Genomic DNA, 19,955 nt, shown 5'->3' with positions numbered 1-19,955 from the left:
GCGGGTCAGGCGTCAGCCGTCGTTGTTCGCCCCACGGCGGCGCATGCCGAAGAACACCGCGCCACCGCCGACGACGACCAGGGCGGCCGCGATCCCGGCGATCAGGCCGGTGTTGGAGTCGGCGCCGGTCTCGGCGAGGTTCGAGTCACCGCCCGCGGGCGACGGGGCGTTGCTCTCGGTGTCCGCCGGCGGGGCGCTCTCCGGGGCGGACGGCGTCGGCGTGCCGCTCTCCGCGGGCGGCTTCGGGGCGGACTCCGAGGGCGTCGGCGTCGGCGTCGGCGTGGCCGGCGGGGTCGGGGTCGCGTCCTTCTTGCAGGCCGTGGCCGGCGTGACGAGGTTCGGCTTGATGTCCTCGTCGACGTACGGCTTGGCCTCGACGTGGACGCGGTACTCGGCGTTCGGCTTCCAGTCCTCGGCGAAGGTGATGGTGACGCCCTCGCGCGAGCCCCGGACGACCTGCTCGCCGACCTTCTTCAGGTCGGCGCCGTTGTTCTGCAGGTAGACGCTGACGGTGGCCGGGACGCCGGCCGGGTCGACGTCGGTGACGGTGATGACACCGTTGTCTCCGTCGCACTTGGCGGCGGCGGAGAACTCGTTGATGTTGCACGCGAGCGCGTTGCCCGAGGCGCCGATCGCGAGAGCGGCGGCGGCGGAGACAACACCGAGAACGCGCACGGAACGTGCGACGGTACGGCGGGATATGGACAGGACTGTCACGTTGGTCCTTCACGTGATGCGCAAATGCGGGGGGTTGAGAGTGGGTGGTGTGACACCACCGCACTCCTGAGACTCCCAGGTCTATAAGCGCCGCGTAAGGAGTGTCAACGCATATGCCGGCCAAGGAGGTTGGCTTTGCAGTCTCATTAACGACCCAGACGTTTCAACGCCTCGGGCGCCTCCTCGATCCGGTCGACCAGCGCGATCCGCGACTCCATCGACCGGCCCCGCGCGAGCGACCGGAGCAGCGGCCAGGCCGGCAGGCGCTCCGTCCAGTGCGCGCGGTCCACCAGCACCATCGGCGTCGGTTCGCCCCGCGACTCGTAGTAGTTCGGCGTCGCGTTGTCGAAGACCTCCTGTACGGTGCCGGCGGCGCCCGGCAGGTACACCACGCCCGCCGTGCAGCGGGCCAGCAGCCCGTCCTCGCGCGTGGCGTTGGCGAAGTACTTGGCGATGTGCGCGGCGAACGCGTTCGGCGGCTCGTGGCCGTAGAACCAGGTCGGGATGCCGACCGAGGCGCCGCCGTCCGGCCAGCGGTCGCGCACCTCGAAGGCGGCGCGCGCCCAGTCGGTCACCGACGGCGTGAACGACGGAGCCTTGGCGAGGAGTTGCAGCGCCTCGTCCAGCATGGCGTCGTCGAACGGCGCCGCGTACGCCCCGAGGTTGGCCGCCTCCATGGCGCCGGGTCCGCCGCCGGTGGCGACCGTGAACCCGGCGCGGGCCAGCTCGCGGCCCAGGCGGGCGGCACCGGCGTAGGCGTCCGTGCCGCGCGCCATGGCGTGACCGCCCATGACGCCGACCACCCGGGCGCCGGCGAGGAGTTCGTCGAGCGCGTCCGAGATCGCGTCGTCGTGGATGGCGCGCAGCATCGAGGAGAAGACGTCACCGTCCGCCTTCGTCACCTGGAACCAGGCGTAGGCGCGGGCGTCCGGAGTCGCGTCGTAGCCCTCGTCGAGGTGAGTGAACAGCTCACCGGGGGTGTAGACGAAGCCGCGGTACGGGTCGAAGGGCACGCCCGGTATGGGCGGGAAGACCAGCGCGCCGGCGGCTCGGACCGCGGCGGCGGCCTCGGGATCCATCGCGCAGCCGAGGAACACGGCGCCCTCGCAGGCGACCGACAGCAGGGCGTCCGTACGGGCCGTCAGGTCGACGGCCTGGACGCGGTAGTGGGTCAGCGTGCGGTGCTCGGCGAGAACCTGGTCGAACTCGGCGAGCGACTCGATCTCACGGTCGTGGGCGGCGTGGAAGGCCTGGGCGGGTGTGTGAGGCACCCGCCCATGCTAGGCATCCGTGCGCCGAACGGTCCGGTCAGCCCTCGATGGCGGCCGGGTCCATCCACATGATCTCCCACGTGTGGCCGTCCAGGTCGTCGAAGGAGCGGCCGTACATGAAGCCCTGGTCCTGCTTCTCGCCGGACTCCGTGCCGCCCGCGGCGATCGCCTTGTCGACCAGCTCGTCGACCTTCTCGCGGCTCTCGGCGCTCAGGGCGATCAGCGTCTCGCTGGTCTTCGTGGCGTCCGCGATCTCCTTCTTCGTGAAGGTCGAGTAGAACGGCTTCGTGAGGAGCATCGCGACGATCGTGTCGCTGATCACGACCGAGGCCGCGTTGTCGTCGCTGAACTGCGGGTTGATGGAATAGCCGAGCTCCGTGAAGAACTTCTTCGAGGCGTCCAGGTCGTTCACGGGCAGGTTCACGAAGATCATCTGCTGGTACATGTGCGGTCTCTCCCGGTGTGGTTCCGATGTGTCGTACGTCTTCCAACGTGCTCGGTGGGTAGACCGGGCCGCCCCGCGGAACTCATCGCCGCTCCCCGGAGTTTTTTCGCGGACGGCTTTCAGCCCGCGAGCGGCAGCGCGGCCAACTCCGCGACGCACAGCGTGAGGGGCACGAAGAGGGCCAGTACGGCGCCGGTGCGCAGCAGGGCCGCGCCGCGCAGCATCCTCGCGGGCGCCCCGAGCCGCAGCAGGGCCGCCGTGGTGTCGGCGCGGTCGTTGCGGGCCTCGACGGCGGCGGTCAGCAGCGTCGCCACCGTGCAGCCGGTGACGACGAGCGCGCCCAGGACGGTGAGCGGGCCGGCGGCGGGACCCCGGCCGTCGTGCAGTGCCGTCGCCGCGTACATGCTGGCGGCGACGGCGCAGACGATGCCGAGGGGGCGGCCGACGCGGGTGGCCTCCGCCATGAGGACCCGGCCGGCCAGCAGCCGCAGGGCGCCCGGCCGGACCGCCTGGAGCAGCCGGCCGCACAGGTGGGTGAGGCCGGGACCGGCCAGCGCGAGCCCCGCGACCGTGAGCGCGAGTCCGAGCAGCACACCGGCGGGGCCGCCGCCGAGGCCGCCGGGCAGGGTCAGCCCGCCGTCGCCCGCCGTGCGGCTGCCGTAGGCCTCCACGGCGAGGCCGGCGGCCGTGACGGCGATGCCCCAGGGGAGGCCGGCGGGGGCGGTGCGGGCGGCGGGCACGAGCGAGGCGGGGGAGACGGCCGGATCGGCGGCGTTGTCGCCGCCGTCGGCCGGTGCCGGGAGGCCCACGGGTGCCGCGGGCCGGTCGGCGACGGCGACGGCGGTACGGCCGTCACCGTTGACCCTGGCCTCGACGGGCACGGCCACCTCGGCCGTCCCGGCATCGTGCGCCCCGGTCCCGGCCCCCGTCCCAGTCTCGTGCGTCCCGGCCCCAGTCCCCGTCCCGGTCCCAAGCCCGGTCCCCGTCCCGGCCCCGGTCCTGGTCCCAGTCCGGGTCCCAAGCCCGGCCCCAGTCCGGGTCCCAAGCCCGGCCCCAGTCCGGGTCCCAAGCCCGGTCCCCGTCCCGGCCCCGTGCCCGGCTCCCCGCCGACTCGTCGTCGGTGCCGTGCCGTTCGCCAGGAATCGCCCGTGGGCCGCCGACCACCGGTACGCGCGTGCCGCGCGGCGTACCGTCTGCGCCCGGTCGTCGCGGGGGCGCAGCAGCAGGGCCACGGTGACGGAGGCGGTGGCCGGGACGAGGGCGAGGAGCGTCAGCGCCGCCGGCAGCGGCAGCGGGCGGTCGGCCGCCAGGAACTCCGCGGCCGCGCCGTCGAAGGGCATGCCCGTGAGGTCGCCGCGCAGGTGGAGGAAGAACAGCAGCGCCACCATCGAGCCCAGCGTGCAGGACAGGGCCGTCGTCGTCGCGGAGATCGCCATGAGCCGGGCGGGGCCGAGGCCGATGGCTGACAGGCCGGGCCGGGGCCGGGTGCCCGGGTCGGTGCGGGCGACGGCCGCCGCGAGGTACACGGTGGCGGCGAGCGGGGCCGCGCACCAGGCCAGCCGGACGGCGGCGCCCTCCGGCGGGTGGCTCAGCGCGTAACCGAGGGCGCACAGCAGCAGGAACCCGGTGCCCGCCGACGCCGTCGCCACCAGCAGGCGGCGCAGCTGTACGGCCGGGTGGGAACCGCGGGTCAGACGGAGAGCGAGCACGCGGCCCGGCCTTCCGACTCGGGCACCGGCGGCAGGTGCACGGTCCGTACGCGCCGCCCGTCCAGCAGCGACACCGTGCGGTCGGCGAGCGCCGCGGTGTCCGGGTCGTGGGTGGCGAGGACGACGGTGATGCCGTGCGAGCGGGCCGCCGTGGTGAGCGTGCGCAGCACGTGGGCGCGGTCGGCGCGGTGCAGCGGCGCGGTCGGCTCGTCGGCGAACAGCACCGTCGGGGCGGGCGCCAGTGCCCGGGCGATGCACACGCGCTGCCGCTCGGCCTGGCGCAGTTCGTGCGGCCGTTTGCGGGTCACGTCGCCCACGTCGAGGCGTTCCAGCCACTCCAGGGCGGCGGTCTTGGCGCGCCGCCTGCTGGTGCCGCGCAGCATCAGCGGCAGGGCGGTGTTCTCCCAGACGTTCAGCTCCGGGACGAGCACCGGTGCCGGGTCGATCCAGCCGAACCGGTCGCGGCGCAGCCGCTCGCGGTGCAGCGGGGTCATGGTGTGCACGGGGACGCTGTTGAACCAGACCTCGCCGCTTCCGGCGGCCAGTTGTCCCGACAGACAGCGCAGCAGAGTCGTTTTGCCGCTGCCGCGCGGGCCGCCGACGGCGAGGATCTCGCCCTCCCGGACGCCGAGCGAGACTCCTCGCAGCGCGGGCGAGCCGTCGGGGTGCGTCAGGTGCAGGGCGCGTGCCCAGAGCACGTCGTTGTCCGGCGGAGCCACCATGGGCGTACACCTCGGTTCAGATCAGAAATGCCGTGCGCGGTTCGCGAAATCCCTCGTGCGGGGGAACGAACGCAGGGCCGATCGGTTACAGGGCACGCTAGGCAGCCGTGGGCGGGAGGCCGGACAGCACGCGGCCCGGGGTGCGCCCTCTCACTCGTAAGGGTGCATCCCGGGCCGGACAATCGGCTCAGTCGCCGGGCGTGAGCCCGTCAGCCGCCGGACGTCAGAGCTTCGTCCACGCCTCCGTCAGGGTGGCGCGCAGGATCTGCTCGATCTCGTCGAAGGTCTCCTGGTTGGAGATCAGCGGCGGGGCGAGCTGGATGACCGGGTCGCCGCGGTCGTCGGCACGGCAGTACAGGCCGTTCTCGAACAGCTTCTTCGACAGGAAGCCGTACAGGACGCGCTCGGTCTCCTCCGCGTCGAAGGACTCCTTGGTCGCCTTGTCCTTGACGAGTTCGATGCCGTAGAAGAATCCGTTGCCGCGGACGTCGCCGACGATCGGCAGGTCGTGGAGCTTCTCCAGCGTGGCGCGGAACGCGCCCTCGTTGTCGAGGACGTGCTGGTTGAGGCCCTCGCGCTCGAACAGGTCGAGGTTGGCGACGCCGACCGCGGCGGAGACCGGGTGGCCGCCGAAGGTGTAGCCGTGCAGGAAGGTGTTGTCGCCGTTGTAGAACGGCTCGGCGAGGCGGTCGGAGACGATGCACGCGCCGATCGGGGAGTAGCCCGAGGTCATGCCCTTGGCGCAGGTGATCATGTCCGGGACGTAGCCGAACTTGTCGCAGGCGAACGTCGTGCCGAGGCGGCCGAAGGCGCAGATGACCTCGTCCGATACCAGCAGCACGTCGTACTGGTCGCAGATCTCGCGCACCCGCTGGAAGTAGCCGGGCGGGGGCGGGAAGCAGCCGCCCGCGTTCTGCACGGGCTCCAGGAAGACCGCGGCGACCGTGTCCGGGCCCTCGAAGAGGATCTGCTGCTCGATCTGGTCCGCGGCCCAGCGGCCGAAGGCCTCCGGGTCGTCGCCGTGGATCGGGGCGCGGTAGAAGTTCGTGTTCGGCACCTTGTGCGCGCCTGGCACGAGCGGCTCGAAGGGGGCCTTCAGGGCGGGCAGGCCGGTGATGGACAGGGCGCCCTGCGGGGTGCCGTGGTAGGCGACCGCGCGGGAGATCACCTTGTACTTGGTGGGCTTGCCGGTGAGCTTGAAGTACTGCTTGGCGAGCTTCCAGGCGGTCTCGACCGCCTCGCCGCCGCCGGTGGTGAAGAAGACCTTGTTGAGGTCGCCGGGCGCCTCGTGCGCGAGCCGCTCCGCCAGCTCCACGGCCTTGGGGTGGGCGTAGGACCACACCGGGAAGAACGCCAGCTCCTGGGCCTGCTTGAAGGCGGTCTCGGCCAGCTCCGTGCGGCCGTGTCCGGCCTGGACCACGAACAGACCGGCGAGACCGTCGAGGTAGCGCCTGCCCTTGTCGTCGTAGATGTGCGTGCCCTCGCCCCGGACGATGGTGGGGACGGGGGCGTTCTCGTACGAGGACATGCGGGTGAAGTGCATCCACAAGTGGTCGTACGCGGACTTGCTGAGGTCCTTGGGGCTGTCGGTGCTCACGATTATCGGGTTCCCCACATGTAGGTCTGCTTCTTGAGCTTGAGGTAGACGAAGCTCTCGGTGGAGCGCACGCCGGGCACGGCCCGGATGCGTCTGTTGATGACCTCCAGGAGGTGGTCGTCGTCCTCGCAGACGATCTCCACCATCAGGTCGAAGGAGCCCGCGGTCATCACCACGTACTCGCATTCCGACATGGCGGTCAGCGCGTCGGCCACGGACTCCACGTCGCCCTCGACGTTGACCCCGACCATCGCCTGCCGGCGGAAGCCGACGGTCAGCGGGTCGGTGACGGCGACGATCTGCATCACGCCCTGGTCGAGCAGCTTCTGGACGCGCTGGCGCACGGCCGCCTCGGACAGGCCGACGGCCTTGCCGATCGCGGCGTACGGCCGGCGGCCGTCCTCCTGGAGCTGCTCGATGATGGCGAGGGAGACGGCGTCCAACGGGGATCCGTCGTTCCGGGACCGGCTGGAGTCCCTCTGGTCTGCGCTTCGACTGGCCACGGCGTCACTCTGCACGACGTCTCGACAGTTTTGCAAGCCCTGATCGATGAAATTCGTTGTTTACGGGTGTGTGGCTTGCGGATTTCGCAGGAACGGGTCCGGCGGGGGTGTTGAAAACGTGGGGCGACCGATTAGGGTGGGTGTCTCAGCAGTTGGACACCTTGAACCCCCACCAGGAACACCAGGAGGGCCTGCAGTGAGCACCGAGCTGCGACGTCTGCGCAACTACATCGACGGCGAGTTCCGCGACGCCGCCGACGGACGGACCACCGAGGTGGTCAACCCCGCGACCGGCGAGGCGTACGCGACCGCTCCGCTGTCCGGCCAGGCGGACGTCGACGCCGCCATGGCGGCCGCCGCCGCGGCCTTCCCGGCCTGGCGCGACACGACTCCGGCCGAGCGCCAGAAGGCCCTGCTGAAGATCGCCGACGCGTTCGAGGAGCGGGCCGAGGAGCTCATCGCGGCCGAGGTGGAGAACACGGGCAAGCCGGTCGGCCTGACCCGCTCCGAGGAGATCCCGCCGATGGTGGACCAGATCCGCTTCTTCGCGGGCGCGGCGCGGATGCTCGAGGGCCGCTCGGCCGGCGAGTACATGGAGGGCCTCACCTCGATCGTCCGCCGCGAGCCGATCGGCGTCTGCGCGCAGGTCGCGCCGTGGAACTACCCGATGATGATGGCCGTGTGGAAGTTCGCCCCGGCGCTCGCCGCGGGCAACACCGTCGTGCTGAAGCCGTCGGACACCACCCCCGCCTCCACGGTGCTGATGGCCGAGATCATCGGCTCGATCGTGCCCAAGGGCGTCTTCAACGTCATCTGCGGCGACCGCGAGACGGGCCGCGCGATGGTCGAGCACCCGACCCCGGCGATGGCGTCCATCACCGGCTCCGTGCGCGCCGGCATGCAGGTCGCCGAGTCCGCGTCGAAGGACCTCAAGCGCGTCCACCTGGAGCTGGGCGGCAAGGCGCCGGTCGTCGTCTTCGAGGACACCGACATCGCCAAGGCCGTCGAGGACATCTCCGTGGCCGGCTTCTTCAACGCCGGGCAGGACTGCACGGCCGCCACGCGCGTGCTGGTGCACGAGTCGATCCACGACGAGTTCGTGTCCGCGCTCGCCAAGGCCGCCACCGAGACCAAGACCGGCATGCCGGACGACGAGGACGTCCTCTTCGGCCCGCTGAACAACCCCAACCAGCTCGCGCAGGTCGAGGGCTTCATCAACCGCCTGCCCGCGCACGCCAAGGTCGAGGCGGGCGGCCAGCGCGTCGGCGACAAGGGCTACTTCTACGCGCCGACCGTCGTCTCCGGCCTCAAGCAGGACGACGAGATCATCCAGAAGGAGGTCTTCGGCCCGGTCATCACCGTCCAGTCCTTCACGGACGAGGAGCAGGCCGTCAGTTACGCGAACGGCGTCGAGTACGCCCTCGCCTCCTCCGTGTGGACCAAGGACCACGGCCGCGCGATGCGCATGTCGAAGAAGCTCGACTTCGGCTGTGTGTGGATCAACACCCACATCCCGCTGGTCGCCGAGATGCCGCACGGCGGCTTCAAGAAGTCCGGCTACGGCAAGGACCTGTCGGCGTACGGCTTCGACGACTACACGCGCGTGAAGCACGTGATGACGTCGCTGGACGTGTAGACCGCCGCGCGTCGGCGGAGCGACGAACGGCAGGGCCCGGACGGGTACGTACCCGTCCGGGCCCTGCCGTGTCCGGGCGTTGCCGGGTGTGTCCGGGCGTGCCGGGCGTCATCGGGGGTGGTTTTTGAACATGTTCAACTCGGGCGTACGCTGCTGCCATGAGCGACAGAGCCGCCCTGCTCAAGGGCATCCGCGCCTGGCTGGTCTTCTTCGTCGTCTGCCTGGTGCTCAGCGGCGCCACGGCGTTCCCGCTCGTCCATGAACTGCGCTGGACCGAGGACCTGTTGCACGCGGTGTCCGCCTCCGAGCACCTGCCCGGCCTGACGGACTGGATCACCCGCGTCCGGCAGGGACTCGACACCGCCGACGCCGAATACCCCTTCCTCCTCTACGGCACCGACTGGCTCGCCTTTGCGCACCTGGTCATCGCCGTCGCCTTCTACGGGCCCTACCGCGACCCCGTGCGCAACATCTGGGTCGTCGAGTTCGGCATGATCGCCTGCGCCGGCATCGTTCCGCTGGCCCTGATCTGCGGACCGATCCGGGGCATCCCCTTCTGGTGGAGCGTGATCGACATGGCGTTCGGCGTCTTCGGAGTGATCCCGCTGTACGTCGTCCGCCGGCGCATCAAGCGGCTGGAGGCGCTGACCGCCGTGCCGCTCACGGCGGTTGTCGTCAGCGGTTGAACGCCGGGAAGGCGAGGCGGGTCGCGATGGCGAGGCCGTCGCCGCGCGCGTCGGTCGAGTTGACGGAGTAGACGACCGTGCGGGACAGGTCGCGGGTGGCCGCGACGACCGTGTGGTAGCCGGGGCGGGAGCCCGTCTTGCCCCAGATCTCCCGGCCGTTCAGCTCGAACCGCTCCAGCGCGGCGGCCATCGTCGCACCGGGCACGTCCGGCACGGCGAACATCTCCCGCAGGTACGGCTCCGGCACGACGCGGCCCTTGAACAGCGCCGTCACCAGCCGCTCCAGGTCGGCGGTCGTGGAGATCATGTCCCCGGCGGCCCAACGGTCGGACATGTTCCAGTCGGTGACGTCCGTGAGCCGGCCGCCGACCCTCTCGTACCCCCGGTTGTGCGGGCCGTGGATCCGCGGGTCGGGGCCCGCCGGGAACGACGTGTGCCGCATGCCGAGCGGCCGGAAGATCCGTACGGCGGCCTGGTGGGCGTAGGAGTCGCCGGTGACCTTCTCGATCAGCATTCCGAGCACCGTGTAGTGGATGTTGCCGTAGTGCTGCTCGGCGCCGGGCGCGTGCGCCGGGCCCTTGGCTACGGACGCGGCGACGACCTCCTCGGGCGTCAGCGTCTCGAAGCGGTGCGGGTACATCTCCTCCGTGGTCTCCCCGAGATACGCGCCGGGCTTCAGACCGCTGGTGAAGTTCAGCAACTGCCGTACGGTGACGGGCCGGAAGTCCTTCGTGAGCAGGCCCGGCAGGTACTGCTGCACGGTGGAGTCCAGCGAGATCCGCCCCTCGGCGGCGAGCCGCAGCACCAGCGCCGCAGTCACGATCTTCGTCGTGGAACCGGCGCGGAAGCGGGCGTTGGCGAGCGCAGGTGCGCCCGAGTCCAGGCCGCGCACACCGGCCACGCCGTACCAGCTTCCCCTGCCGCCCACCCGGACCAGCGCGGCGGTCGCGTCCTTGTCAGGCAACCCGGCGATCGCGGCGCACAGCGCCTCGGTGTCGGGGCCCTCAGTGCCGGTGACGCGTCCGGCCGGTGCGGCGCAGGAGGAGGCCGGCTGCGCAGCGACGGTGCCGGCCAGGGGGAGGGCGGTCAGACCGACGGTGAGCGCGGTCGCCAGGGCTACGACGGTCGGACGGACGGGCATGAGGGCTCCTCGGACGATCGGTGGAGGGACGTGATCATCCTTCGGCCTCACCGGCCCGTCCGGATCGTCGCCGAGGAGGGCGCCGACCCCCGCGTGTCCCCGAGCGAACCGCCCCCCGGGGCCGGGGTGTTGTGGGTGAGGGCCCCTACGGGGTTCCGCTCACGCCGGGAAGCAGGAGGCGCGCAGGGTGTGGAGCGTGTCGATGCGGTTGGTCGTGATCGAGTCGACGCCCAGGTCCAGGAGGCGGCGCATCGAGCGGCGGGTGTCCGGGGTCCAGGCCGACAGCAGGTAGCCGTCGCGGTGCACGCGCTCGGCGAGCGCCCGGTCCAGCAGCGTGAAGCGGTAGTTGAGCCAGCGCGGGCGCACCGCCTCCAGCACCGCGGGACGCGGCGGCGCCAGCGTCGTCCACGTCAGGGCGATCTCGGCCGCCGGGTCGGCCGCGCGCACCGCGAGCATCGCCCGGGCGCCCGCGCAGTAGTAGACCCGGTCCGCCGCCCCGCACTGCCGCACGGCGTCCACGACGCGGCGGGCCGCCCGCACGCTCGGCGTGCCCGGCAGGTCCACCATCACGCGGTGCCCGTCGGTCGCCGCGAGCGCGTCCGCCAGCGTCGGCACGTCGCCGCCGGTCAGACCGTGCACCTCGTCCGCCGACAGCGACAGCAGCGGCCGGTCGTGCTCCCACAGCCGCTTCAGCGTGTCGTCGTGCAGCAGCACGGGCACGCCGTCCCGGGTGAGCCGTACGTCGATCTCCACCGCGTCCGCGCCCCGTTCGAGCGCGGACCGCAGCGAGGCGATCGTGTTCTCCCGGACGCGGTAGGGGTCGCCGCGGTGGGCCACTGCCGTCACGTTCTGCATGGAAGTCCTCGGTACGGGATCAGGAGGCGAGCCAGGAGGCCGTGTACGTGTCGATCTCCGCCGTCAGGCGCGCCTTGCCCGGCTCGTCCAGGAAGGACGCCTCGACCGCGTTCTTCGCGAGGTCGGCCAGGCCCCGCTCGTCCAGGTCGAGGAGGCGGGCGGCGACCGCGTACTCGTTGTTGAGGTCGGTGCCGAACATCGGCGGGTCGTCGGAGTTGATCGTCACGAGGACGCCGGCCCGCGTGAACTCCTTGATCGGGTGCTCGTCCAGCGTGCGGACCGCGCGCGTGGCGATGTTCGAGGTCGGGCAGACCTCCAGCGCGATGCGGTGCTCGGCGAGGTGCGCGAGCAGCTCCGGGTCCCGCGCCGAACTGGTGCCGTGCCCGATGCGCTCGGCGCGCAGATGCGTCAGCGCGTCCCACACCGTCTCCGGGCCCGTCGTCTCACCGGCGTGCGGCACCGAGTGCAGTCCCGCGGCGATGGCCCGGTCGAAGTACGGCTTGAACTGCGGGCGCGGCACGCCGATCTCGGGCCCGCCGAGCCCGAACGACACCAGGCCCTCCGGGCGCAGCCGGTCGTCCGTGGCCAGCCGGGCCGTCACCTCCGCCGACTCCAGACCGGCCTCGCCGGGAATGTCGAAGCACCAGCGCAGCACGGTCCCGAACTCGGCCTCGGCCGCCTTCCGGGCGTCCTCGATGGCCGCCATGAACGCCTTCTCGTCGATGCCGCGCTTGACGGACGAGTAGGGGGTGACGGTCAGTTCCGCGTACCGCACCTGCTGGCGGGCCAGCTCGCGGGCCACCTCGTACGTCAGCAGCCGGACGTCGTCCGGGGTGCGGATCAGGTCCACGACGGACAGGTACACCTGCACGAAGTGGGCGAAGTCCGTGAACGTGAAGTAGTCGGCCAGCGCCTCCGGGTCGGCCGGGACCTTGGAGTCCGGGTGGCGCGCGGCCAGCTCCGAGACGATCCGCGGGGAGGCGGAGCCGACGTGGTGCACGTGCAGTTCGGCCTTGGGCAGCCCGGCGATGAAGTCGCTCAGGTCGCGCGGGACGCGTGGCTCGACGAGGTGCTCGGTCAAGGTTCCTCCCCGGGAACGGCGCCCCGGCCGGGAGTACGCCGGCGGGACGCGGGTGATCGGCTGATCGGTGACTCGGGATCATCGTAGGCCGGGGCCGCGGCGTCCGGGGACGCGCCGTAGCATGACAGGACGGTCGACAGAGGGGGTCCCGGGCATGTCCGACGACGCGCAGCAGCAGGCAGCCGGCGGGGAAGCGGCGGGGCACACGGACCCCTGGGCGGCGCCGGACCGCGACGCGGGCCGGGGCGAGCGCCAGGACGCGGGGCCCGGGTCCACGATGGCGTCCGGTGCGCCGCTGACCTGGCCCGAGCCGTCCGTGCACGACCAGCAGACGGTCACCTCCATGCCCGCCATGGGGGACGCGGGGCCCGCGCAGGCGCCGGGCGCGCACGGTGCGCCGGGCATGCCCTCGGCCGGGGGCGCGCCGGGGGCCGTTCCGCCGCCGTCTCCGGCTCCCTCTCCCGCCGCCGGCCCCTGGGCCGCGCCCGCCGCTTCGCCGCCCGCCGCCGGGGGCTCGTACGGCGGGTCCTACGGCGGTTCCTACGGCGGTTCGTTCGGTGGGTCCCTCGCGGGGCCGCCGTCTCATGGTGCCGCCGCCAATCCGTTCGCGCCGCCGGCCGCCGATGCCGTTCCGCCGCCGCCCATCGCCCCCGACGGGCCCGGGCAGGTGCCCTACGGGTATCCCGGGGGGTACGGCCGTCCCGGGCCGGCCGCCGGCGGTCAAGCGGCCTACGGGGCCGGGGCCGGGGTGCAGCAGGGGTACTACGGGTGGGGTGCGGCGCCGCTGCCGAGCAATGGGCCGGGGACGGCGGGGCTCGTGCTCGGGATCATCTCGGCGGTCGTGTTCTGCCTGTGGCCCGTGGCGATCGTGGTCGGTGTGCTGGGCGTGATCTTCGGGGCCGTGGGGCGGGGGAAGGCGGCTCGGGGTGAGGCGACGAACGCGGGACAGGCGCTGGCCGGGATCATCTGCGGGGTGGTGGGGATCGTGCTGGGGGTGGGGTTCGGGTTGGTGGTGATCCTCGGGTAGGGGTCACGCCCCCGTCGGGCCGATGGCGCGCAGCCTCGCCCTCGCCTCCATCAGGGCGAACCCCAGCAGGTTCGGGCCTCTCCAGTGCTCCGGGTCCTCCGCCGCCGCGTCGTCCGCCGCGAGGCCGATGCCCCAGACGCGGTCCACCGGGCTCGCCTCCACCAGGACCCGGTCTCCCGTGTTCAGCAGGAAGTCGCGCAGGTCGGCGTGGGCCGTGAACTTGTGGACGCTGCCCGCGACGATCAGGTCGAAGCGCTCGCGCTCCCACGTCGTCTCGTCGAAGCCGCGGACCAGGCGGCCGGCCTTCTTCGCCTGGGCCGGGTGCTCCGCCGCCAGGACGCGCCGCTCCGCCTCCGCGTCGCCGAACAGGCGGGCCTTTCCGGCCATCATCCAGTGCTCGGCCGTCGCGTAGGTCACGCCGCCCACCGTGAACGGCGACGGCCACCACTGGCTGAGGCAGCTCGGGCCGACGCGGCCGTCCGGGCGGGGCCGGTGGCCCCAGAAGTGCAGATACTTGATCCGGGCCCCCGCGCGGACCTCGCTGATCAGGGTCTCCCGGGAAGTGATCGTCGCCGTGGGTTCCGCCATGCACGGGAGTCTGGCACGCACCACTGACAAGACGTCCGGTCTTTTCCGCTGTCACTCGACACCCGGTCGACAGATTCCGTCGCGTAACCAAAAGGCAACAACGGAATCACTTGTTGGAGTCCCATAGCTCTGTCAGGATCGGCACTCAAATCGAGCCTGAGCCACGCCGGCCCCGTCGGGGACACGGAGGAGAGCGACATGCACAACCCGGGCAATGCCACCCCGGACACCCCGGAGGCCGATGCCACCGCGGACCGGTTTCCGGCGCGGGAACGCTTCGCGGCCGGGGCCCAGTTCGTCGGCGGCCGACTCACCCGCGGCACGTCCGGCCGCACGCACGCGGTCGTCGACCCGGCGAGCGGCGCGGAGGTGTACCGCTACGAACTCGCCGGTGCCGACGACGTCGACGCCGCCGTCGCCGCGGCCCGCGCCGCCTTCCCGGCCTGGGCGGGAGCGACCCCGGGCGAGCGCTCCGACGCGCTGCACCGCTTCGCCGCCGTCGTCGCCGACCGTGCCGAGGACTTCGCCCGCGCCGAGTCCCTCCAGTGCGGCAAGCCGCTGAAGCTGAGCCGCGAGTTCGACGTGCCGGGCACCATCGACAACATCGCGTTCTTCGCGGGCGCCGCCCGGCACCTCCAGGGCCAGTCCGCGGGCGAGTACTCCGGCGACCACACCTCGTACGTGCGCCGGGAGCCCATCGGTGTCGTCGGCTCGATCGCGCCCTGGAACTACCCGCTCCAGATGGCCGCCTGGAAGATCCTCCCGGCGATCGCCGCGGGCAACACCGTCGTGCTGAAGCCCGCCGAGCTCACCCCGCTGACCTCGCTGCTGTTCGCGCGGGCCGCCACCGACGCCGGAATCCCGGACGGCGTGATCAACATCGTCACCGGGACGGGCCGCGAGGCCGGCGAGCACCTCGTCGGGCACCCCGACGTCGCGATGACGTCCTTCACCGGCTCCACGGCCGTCGGCAAGCGCGTCGCCGAGCTGGCCACCGCCACCGTCAAGCGCATCCACCTGGAGCTCGGCGGCAAGGCCCCGTTCGTCGTCTTCGACGACGCCGACGTGGAGGCCGCCGCCCACGGCGCCGTCGCCGGTGCCCTCATCAACACCGGGCAGGACTGCACGGCCGCCACGCGCGCGTACGTCCAGCGGCCGCTGTACGAGGAGTTCACGGCGCGGACGGCCGCGCTGATGGAGACCGTACGGCTCGGTGACCCCTTCGCCGCCGGTACCGACCTCGGGCCGCTGGTCTCGCACGCGCAGCGCGACCGCGTCGCCTCCTTCGTCGACCGGGCGCGCGGGTACGCGCGCGTGGTGACCGGCGGCGAGGCACCCGGGGGAGAGCTGAAGGACGGCGCGTACTACCGGCCCACGCTGGTCACCGACGCGGCCCAGGACAGCGAGATCGTGCAGGCCGAGATCTTCGGGCCCGTCCTCGTCGTGCTGCCCTTCGACAGCGACGACGAGGGGATCGCCCTCGCCAACGACACCCCGTACGGACTGGCCGCCTCCGCCTGGAGCCGGGACGTCTACCGGGCGAACCGCGCCACCCGCGAGATCAGGGCGGGCTGCGTGTGGGTCAACGACCACATCCCGATCATCAGCGAGATGCCGCACGGCGGCTACAAGGCGTCCGGCTTCGGCAAGGACATGTCCGCGTACTCCTTCGAGGAGTACACGCAGATCAAGCACGTCATGTTCGACAACACGGCGGTGGCCGCGAAGGACTGGCACCGCACCGTCTTCGGGGACCGTTAGCCACCAGGCCGCCGACCACGGCCACCGACCTCCCGAAAGGGCACCACGCGCATGGAGCAGTACGAGCCCGACCGCCTGTCAGCGGCCCAAGTGGCCGCCGTGCGACGCAGTTTCCGAAACGGCCGGGCCGCCCTCACCCGGCGCTCGCTTCTTCGCGCCTCCGCGGGCGGTGCGCTAGCGGTCGGCGGACTCGGCGCGCTGAGCGGCTGCGGCATCCCCGCGGCCGGCAAGACGGAGGGCGGTCTCTCCGCCGAGGACCACTCGGCGAAGGAGAAGACGGTGAGCTTCTCCAACTGGACCGAGTACATGGACGTCGACGACTCCGGCAAACGCCACCCGACGCTCGACGCGTTCACGAAACGCACCGGGATCAAGGTCAAGTACACCGAGGACATCAACGACAACAACGAGTTCTTCGGCAAGATCAAACCGCAGCTCGCCGCTGGCCAGGAGACCGGCCGCGACCTGATCTGCGTCACCGACTGGCTGGCGGCCCGCCTCATCCGCCTCGGCTGGGTCCAAAAGCTCGACCCGGCCAACCTGCCGCACGCCTTCGCCAACACGTCGTCGCAGTTCCGCATGCCCGACTGGGACCCGGGGCGCGCCTACTCCTACCCCTGGCAGGGCATCTCCACGGTCATCGCCTACAACAAGAAGGCCCTCGACGGCGTCGAGGTGAGGACCGTGTCCGACCTGCTCGACAACCCGAAGCTGAAGGGGCGCGTCGGCTTCCTCACCGAGATGCGCGACACCATGGGGATGACCCTGCTCGACATGGGCAAGGACCCCGGCGACTTCACCGACGACGACTACGACGCGGCCCTCGCCCGCCTCCAGAAGGCCGTCGACAAGGGCCAGATCCGCCGCTTCACCGGCAACGACTACACCTCCGACCTCACCAAGGGCGACTTCGCGGCCTGTCTCGCCTGGGCCGGCGACGTCGTCCAGCTCAAGGCGGACAGCCCCGACGTCGACTTCCTCATCCCCGACAGCGGATACATGACGTCCAGCGACAACCTGCTGATCCCCAACAAGGCGCGTCACAAGACGAACGCCGAGCGGCTCATCGACTACTACTTCGAGCCGAAGGCCGCCGCCGAACTCGCCGCGTACATCAACTACGTGTGTCCGGTCGACGGCGTGAAGGACGAGCTCGCGAAGATCGACGAGGACGCGGCGAACAACCCGCTGATCCTCCCCGACAAGGACATGCAGGCCAAGTCCCGCGCCTTCCGCTCCCTGAGCGCGAAGGAAGAGACGGCATACGAAGGCAAGTTCGCGAAGCTCACTGGGGCGTGACGAGATGACGACGACGACAGACAACGGCGGCGACGTCCGCCTCACCGGGATCGGCAAGACCTATGGCTCGTTCACGGCCGTGCACCCGCTCGACCTGACCGTGCCGCAGGGCTCCTTCTTCGCCCTGCTCGGCGCGTCCGGCTGCGGCAAGACCACCACCCTGCGCATGATCGCCGGCCTGGAGGAGCCCACCTCGGGCACCGTCCACCTCGGCGACCAGGACGTCACCCGGCTGCCCCCGTACAAGCGGCCGGTGAACACCGTCTTCCAGTCCTACGCCCTCTTCCCGCACCTCGACATCTTCGAGAACGTCGCCTTCGGCCTGCGCCGGCGCGGCATCCGGAGCGTGAAGAAGCAGGTCGAGGAGATGCTGGAGCTCGTCCAGCTCGGCGAGCAGGCCCGCAAGAAGCCGCACCAGCTCTCCGGCGGCCAGCAGCAGCGCGTCGCCGTGGCCCGCGCCCTCATCAACCACCCCAAGGTGCTGCTCCTCGACGAGCCGCTCGGCGCCCTCGACCTGAAGCTGCGCCGCCAGATGCAGCTGGAGCTCAAGCGCATCCAGACCGAGGTCGGCATCACCTTCGTGCACGTCACGCACGACCAGGAGGAGGCCATGACCATGGCCGACACGGTCGCCGTGATGAACGCGGGCCGCGTCGAGCAACTCGGCTCGCCCACCGACCTGTACGAGAACCCGCGCACCACGTTCGTCGCGAACTTCCTCGGCACGTCCAACTTCGTCGAGGCCGAGATCGACACCCGCAGCGGCGACGAGATCGTGCTCAAGGCGGGCGGCGGCAAGCTGGTCCTGCCCGCCGAGCGCTGCTCCGCGCCCACCGCCGCCGGAGACAAGGTGCTGGCCGGCATCCGCCCGGAGAAGGTCTCGCTCACGCACGCCGACGACGCGGGCGAGATCCCCGAGGGACGCAACCGCATCACCGGCCGGATCGCCGACTCCAGCTTCATCGGCGTCTCCACGCAGTACGTCGTGGACAGCCCCGTCTGCCCCGGCTTCGAGGTCTACGCCCAGAACATCGACCGGGACCCGCGCCTCGTGCCCGGCGCCGAGGTCGTCCTGCACTGGAACCCGGCGCACACCTTCGGCCTCGACGCGGCGCAGGCCATCGACGCCGGTGTGGAGACGGTGGAGCCGGACAAGGAGGACGCGGCCTGATGGCGACGCTCACCGAGGCGCCGCCCCTGGCGCCCGTCCCCGAGAGGAAACCCCCGCGCAGGCGGGGCCGCTGGACGCCGTACCTCCTGCTGCTGCCCGGCATCCTGTGGCTGCTGGTGTTCTTCGCGCTGCCGATGGTCTACCAGGCCTCCACGTCCGTGCAGACGGGCTCTCTGGAGGAGGGCTACAAGGTCACCTGGCACTTCGCGACCTACTGGGAGGCCCTCGCCGAGTACTGGCCGCAGTTCCTGCGCTCGGTCGCCTACGCCGCCGCCGCGACCGTGCTGTGCCTGCTGCTGGGCTATCCGCTCGCGTACCTCATCGCGTTCCGCGCGGGCCGCTGGCGCAACCTGATCATGATCCTGGTGATCGCGCCGTTCTTCACCAGCTTCCTGATCCGCACGCTCGCGTGGAAGACGATCCTCGCCGACGGCGGGCCCGTCGTCGGCGCCCTGGACGCGCTGCACGTCCTGGACGTCACGAGCTGGCTCGGCTGGACCTCCGGCGACCGCGTGCTGGCCACGCCGCTGGCGGTGGTGTGCGGTCTGACGTACAACTTCCTGCCGTTCATGATCCTGCCGCTCTACACCTCCCTGGAGCGCATCGACCCGCGGCTGCACGAGGCGGCCGGCGACCTGTACGCCAAGCCGTCCACGGTCTTCCGCAAGGTCACCTTCCCGCTGTCGATGCCGGGCGTGGTCTCCGGCACGCTGCTGACCTTCATCCCGGCCTCCGGCGACTACGTCAACGCGGACCTGCTCGGCTCGACCGACACGAGAATGGTCGGCAACGTCATCCAGACCCAGTTCCTGCGGGTGCTCGACTATCCGACGGCCGCCGCGCTCTCGTTCCTGCTGATGGCCGCGATCCTCGTCATGGTCACCCTCTACATCCGCAAGTCCGGCACGGAGGATCTGGTTTAAATGACCTTCGTCAACTGGCTCAAGCGCCATTTCGTCGTCATCGCGGGACTGCTGACGCTCGGCTATCTCCTGCTGCCGAACATCGTCGTGACGGTGTTCTCCTTCAACAAGCCGAGCGGCCGTTTCAACTACGAGTGGCGGCAGTTCTCCACGGACGCCTGGCGGGACCCGTGCGGCGTCTCGGACCTGTGCGGCTCGCTCGCGCTCAGCCTGCAGATCGCGCTGTGGGCGACGCTCGGCGCCACCCTGCTCGGCACGCTCATCGCCTTCGCGCTGGTCCGCTACCGGTTCCGGGCGCGCGGCGCGGTCAACTCGCTGATCTTCCTGCCGATGGCGATGCCCGAGGTCGTCATGGCCGCCTCGCTGCTCACGCTGTTCCTCAACATGGGTGCCGAACTCGGCTTCTGGACCGTCCTGATCGCCCACATCATGTTCTGCCTCAGCTTCGTCGTGACGGCCGTCAAGGCGCGCGTGATGTCGATGGACCCGAGGCTGGAACAGGCCGCGCAGGACCTTTACGCCGGGCCGTTCCAGACCTTCGTCAGGGTCACGCTGCCGATCGCGGCGCCGGGTATCGCGGCGGGCGCGCTGCTCGCCTTCGCGCTGTCCTTCGACGACTTCATCATCACGAATTTCAACGCCGGTTCGACCGTCACGTTCCCCATGTTCGTGTGGGGCTCGGCACAGCGCGGCACGCCGGTCCAGATCAATGTCATCGGCACGGCCATGTTCGTCGTCGCCGTGCTGCTCGTCCTCGTTTCCATGGCGGTCGGAAACCGCCGCAAGAAGCAGCAGGCGTGAGCCGCGAGAGCGGGAAACATCA

At 71.3% G+C, this 19,955-nt stretch carries 19 protein-coding genes; 8 read left to right on the top strand and 11 right to left on the bottom strand.

Features of this window, described 5'->3' with window-relative positions; translation table 11 throughout:
- Positions 1-12: 12 nt before the first annotated feature.
- The 7 genes from ACZ7D7_RS27445 to ACZ7D7_RS27415 all read right to left on the bottom strand — a co-directional run bounded on the left by ACZ7D7_RS27445 (position 13) and on the right by ACZ7D7_RS27415 (position 6,979).
- Complete coding sequence (locus ACZ7D7_RS27445; RefSeq protein WP_470827715.1) at positions 13-675, bottom strand: LAETG motif-containing sortase-dependent surface protein; 663 nt, start codon at positions 673-675, stop codon at positions 13-15.
- Positions 676-863: 188 nt separating this feature from the next.
- A complete protein-coding gene (locus ACZ7D7_RS27440) occupies positions 864-1,988 on the bottom strand; it encodes an LOG family protein (protein ID WP_470827714.1) in 1,125 nt (374 codons plus the stop codon).
- 37 nt (positions 1,989-2,025) lie between these two features.
- Positions 2,026-2,433: a VOC family protein gene (locus tag ACZ7D7_RS27435; RefSeq protein ID WP_470827713.1), complete on the bottom strand. Its 408-nt coding sequence runs from the start codon at positions 2,431-2,433 to the stop codon at positions 2,026-2,028.
- A 119-nt stretch (positions 2,434-2,552) separates the two neighbouring features.
- Positions 2,553-4,142 (bottom strand): hypothetical protein, encoded by a 1,590-nt coding sequence (locus ACZ7D7_RS27430; RefSeq protein WP_470827712.1) that lies wholly within the window; start codon positions 4,140-4,142, stop codon positions 2,553-2,555.
- Entirely contained in the window at positions 4,124-4,864 is a 741-nt protein-coding gene (locus ACZ7D7_RS27425; RefSeq protein WP_470827711.1) for an ABC transporter ATP-binding protein, read from the bottom strand. Before ACZ7D7_RS27425 ends, ACZ7D7_RS27430 begins: the two co-directional genes overlap by 19 nt.
- Positions 4,865-5,087: 223 nt before the next feature.
- A complete protein-coding gene (locus ACZ7D7_RS27420; RefSeq protein WP_470827710.1) occupies positions 5,088-6,461 on the bottom strand; it encodes an aspartate aminotransferase family protein in 1,374 nt (457 codons plus the stop codon).
- A 2-nt stretch (positions 6,462-6,463) separates the two neighbouring features.
- Positions 6,464-6,979: an Lrp/AsnC family transcriptional regulator gene (locus tag ACZ7D7_RS27415; protein WP_470827709.1), complete on the bottom strand. Its 516-nt coding sequence runs from the start codon at positions 6,977-6,979 to the stop codon at positions 6,464-6,466.
- A gap of 181 nt (positions 6,980-7,160) precedes the next feature.
- On the opposite strand from ACZ7D7_RS27415, the gene ACZ7D7_RS27410 reads away from it, so the two are divergent.
- Both ACZ7D7_RS27410 and ACZ7D7_RS27405 read left to right on the top strand, forming a co-directional pair.
- Positions 7,161-8,600 (top strand): gamma-aminobutyraldehyde dehydrogenase, encoded by a 1,440-nt coding sequence (locus ACZ7D7_RS27410; RefSeq protein ID WP_470827708.1) that lies wholly within the window; start codon positions 7,161-7,163, stop codon positions 8,598-8,600.
- Positions 8,601-8,758: 158 nt separating this feature from the next.
- Positions 8,759-9,286, top strand: coding sequence for a hypothetical protein (locus ACZ7D7_RS27405; protein WP_470827707.1), 528 nt, complete (start codon positions 8,759-8,761; stop codon positions 9,284-9,286).
- Here the strand turns inward: ACZ7D7_RS27405 and ACZ7D7_RS27400 are convergent.
- From ACZ7D7_RS27400 to ACZ7D7_RS27390, 3 genes are all read right to left on the bottom strand, one after another.
- The gene (locus tag ACZ7D7_RS27400; protein ID WP_470827705.1) at positions 9,276-10,427 is read right to left on the bottom strand and encodes a serine hydrolase domain-containing protein; all 1,152 of its coding nucleotides are present in this window, start codon (positions 10,425-10,427) and stop codon (positions 9,276-9,278) included. The genes ACZ7D7_RS27405 and ACZ7D7_RS27400 overlap by 11 nt on opposite strands.
- A 159-nt stretch (positions 10,428-10,586) precedes the next feature.
- Positions 10,587-11,282 (bottom strand): glycerophosphodiester phosphodiesterase, encoded by a 696-nt coding sequence (locus ACZ7D7_RS27395; RefSeq protein ID WP_470827704.1) that lies wholly within the window; start codon positions 11,280-11,282, stop codon positions 10,587-10,589.
- Positions 11,283-11,301: 19 nt separating this feature from the next.
- Positions 11,302-12,363, bottom strand: coding sequence for an adenosine deaminase (locus ACZ7D7_RS27390; protein WP_470827702.1), 1,062 nt, complete (start codon positions 12,361-12,363; stop codon positions 11,302-11,304).
- Positions 12,364-12,517: 154 nt separating this feature from the next.
- Between ACZ7D7_RS27390 and ACZ7D7_RS27385 the strand changes: the two genes are divergently transcribed.
- On the top strand, positions 12,518-13,390 hold the full coding sequence (locus ACZ7D7_RS27385; RefSeq protein WP_470827701.1) for a DUF4190 domain-containing protein: 873 nt from the start codon (positions 12,518-12,520) through the stop codon (positions 13,388-13,390).
- A 3-nt stretch (positions 13,391-13,393) separates the two neighbouring features.
- On the opposite strand, the gene ACZ7D7_RS27380 is transcribed toward ACZ7D7_RS27385, so the two are convergent.
- Positions 13,394-13,978, bottom strand: coding sequence for an NADAR family protein (locus ACZ7D7_RS27380; protein WP_470827700.1), 585 nt, complete (start codon positions 13,976-13,978; stop codon positions 13,394-13,396).
- Positions 13,979-14,176: 198 nt separating this feature from the next.
- Here ACZ7D7_RS27380 and ACZ7D7_RS27375 point away from each other — a divergent pair, with 198 nt between their 5' ends.
- From ACZ7D7_RS27375 to ACZ7D7_RS27355, 5 genes are read left to right on the top strand one after another with little or no spacing between them, the layout of a single operon-like run.
- Positions 14,177-15,739, top strand: a complete 1,563-nt coding sequence (locus ACZ7D7_RS27375; protein WP_470827699.1) for a gamma-aminobutyraldehyde dehydrogenase — start codon at positions 14,177-14,179, stop codon at positions 15,737-15,739.
- A gap of 51 nt (positions 15,740-15,790) precedes the next feature.
- Positions 15,791-17,038 carry a polyamine ABC transporter substrate-binding protein gene (locus tag ACZ7D7_RS27370; protein ID WP_470827698.1) on the top strand — a complete coding sequence of 416 codons (1,248 nt, stop codon included), beginning with the start codon at positions 15,791-15,793 and terminating at the stop codon, positions 17,036-17,038.
- A gap of 4 nt (positions 17,039-17,042) precedes the next feature.
- Positions 17,043-18,209, top strand: coding sequence for an ABC transporter ATP-binding protein (locus ACZ7D7_RS27365; RefSeq protein WP_470827697.1), 1,167 nt, complete (start codon positions 17,043-17,045; stop codon positions 18,207-18,209).
- Positions 18,209-19,132, top strand: coding sequence for an ABC transporter permease (locus tag ACZ7D7_RS27360; RefSeq protein WP_470827696.1), 924 nt, complete (start codon positions 18,209-18,211; stop codon positions 19,130-19,132). Before ACZ7D7_RS27365 ends, ACZ7D7_RS27360 begins: the two co-directional genes overlap by 1 nt.
- Positions 19,133-19,933: an ABC transporter permease gene (locus tag ACZ7D7_RS27355; protein WP_470827695.1), complete on the top strand. Its 801-nt coding sequence runs from the start codon at positions 19,133-19,135 to the stop codon at positions 19,931-19,933.
- Positions 19,934-19,955: the final 22 nt, after the last annotated feature.

This window comes from Streptomyces sp. NPDC037054 (assembly GCF_055606745.1).
The sequence above is the reverse complement of the archived record's forward strand: the minus strand, read 5'-3'. Positions and strand labels throughout refer to the sequence as shown.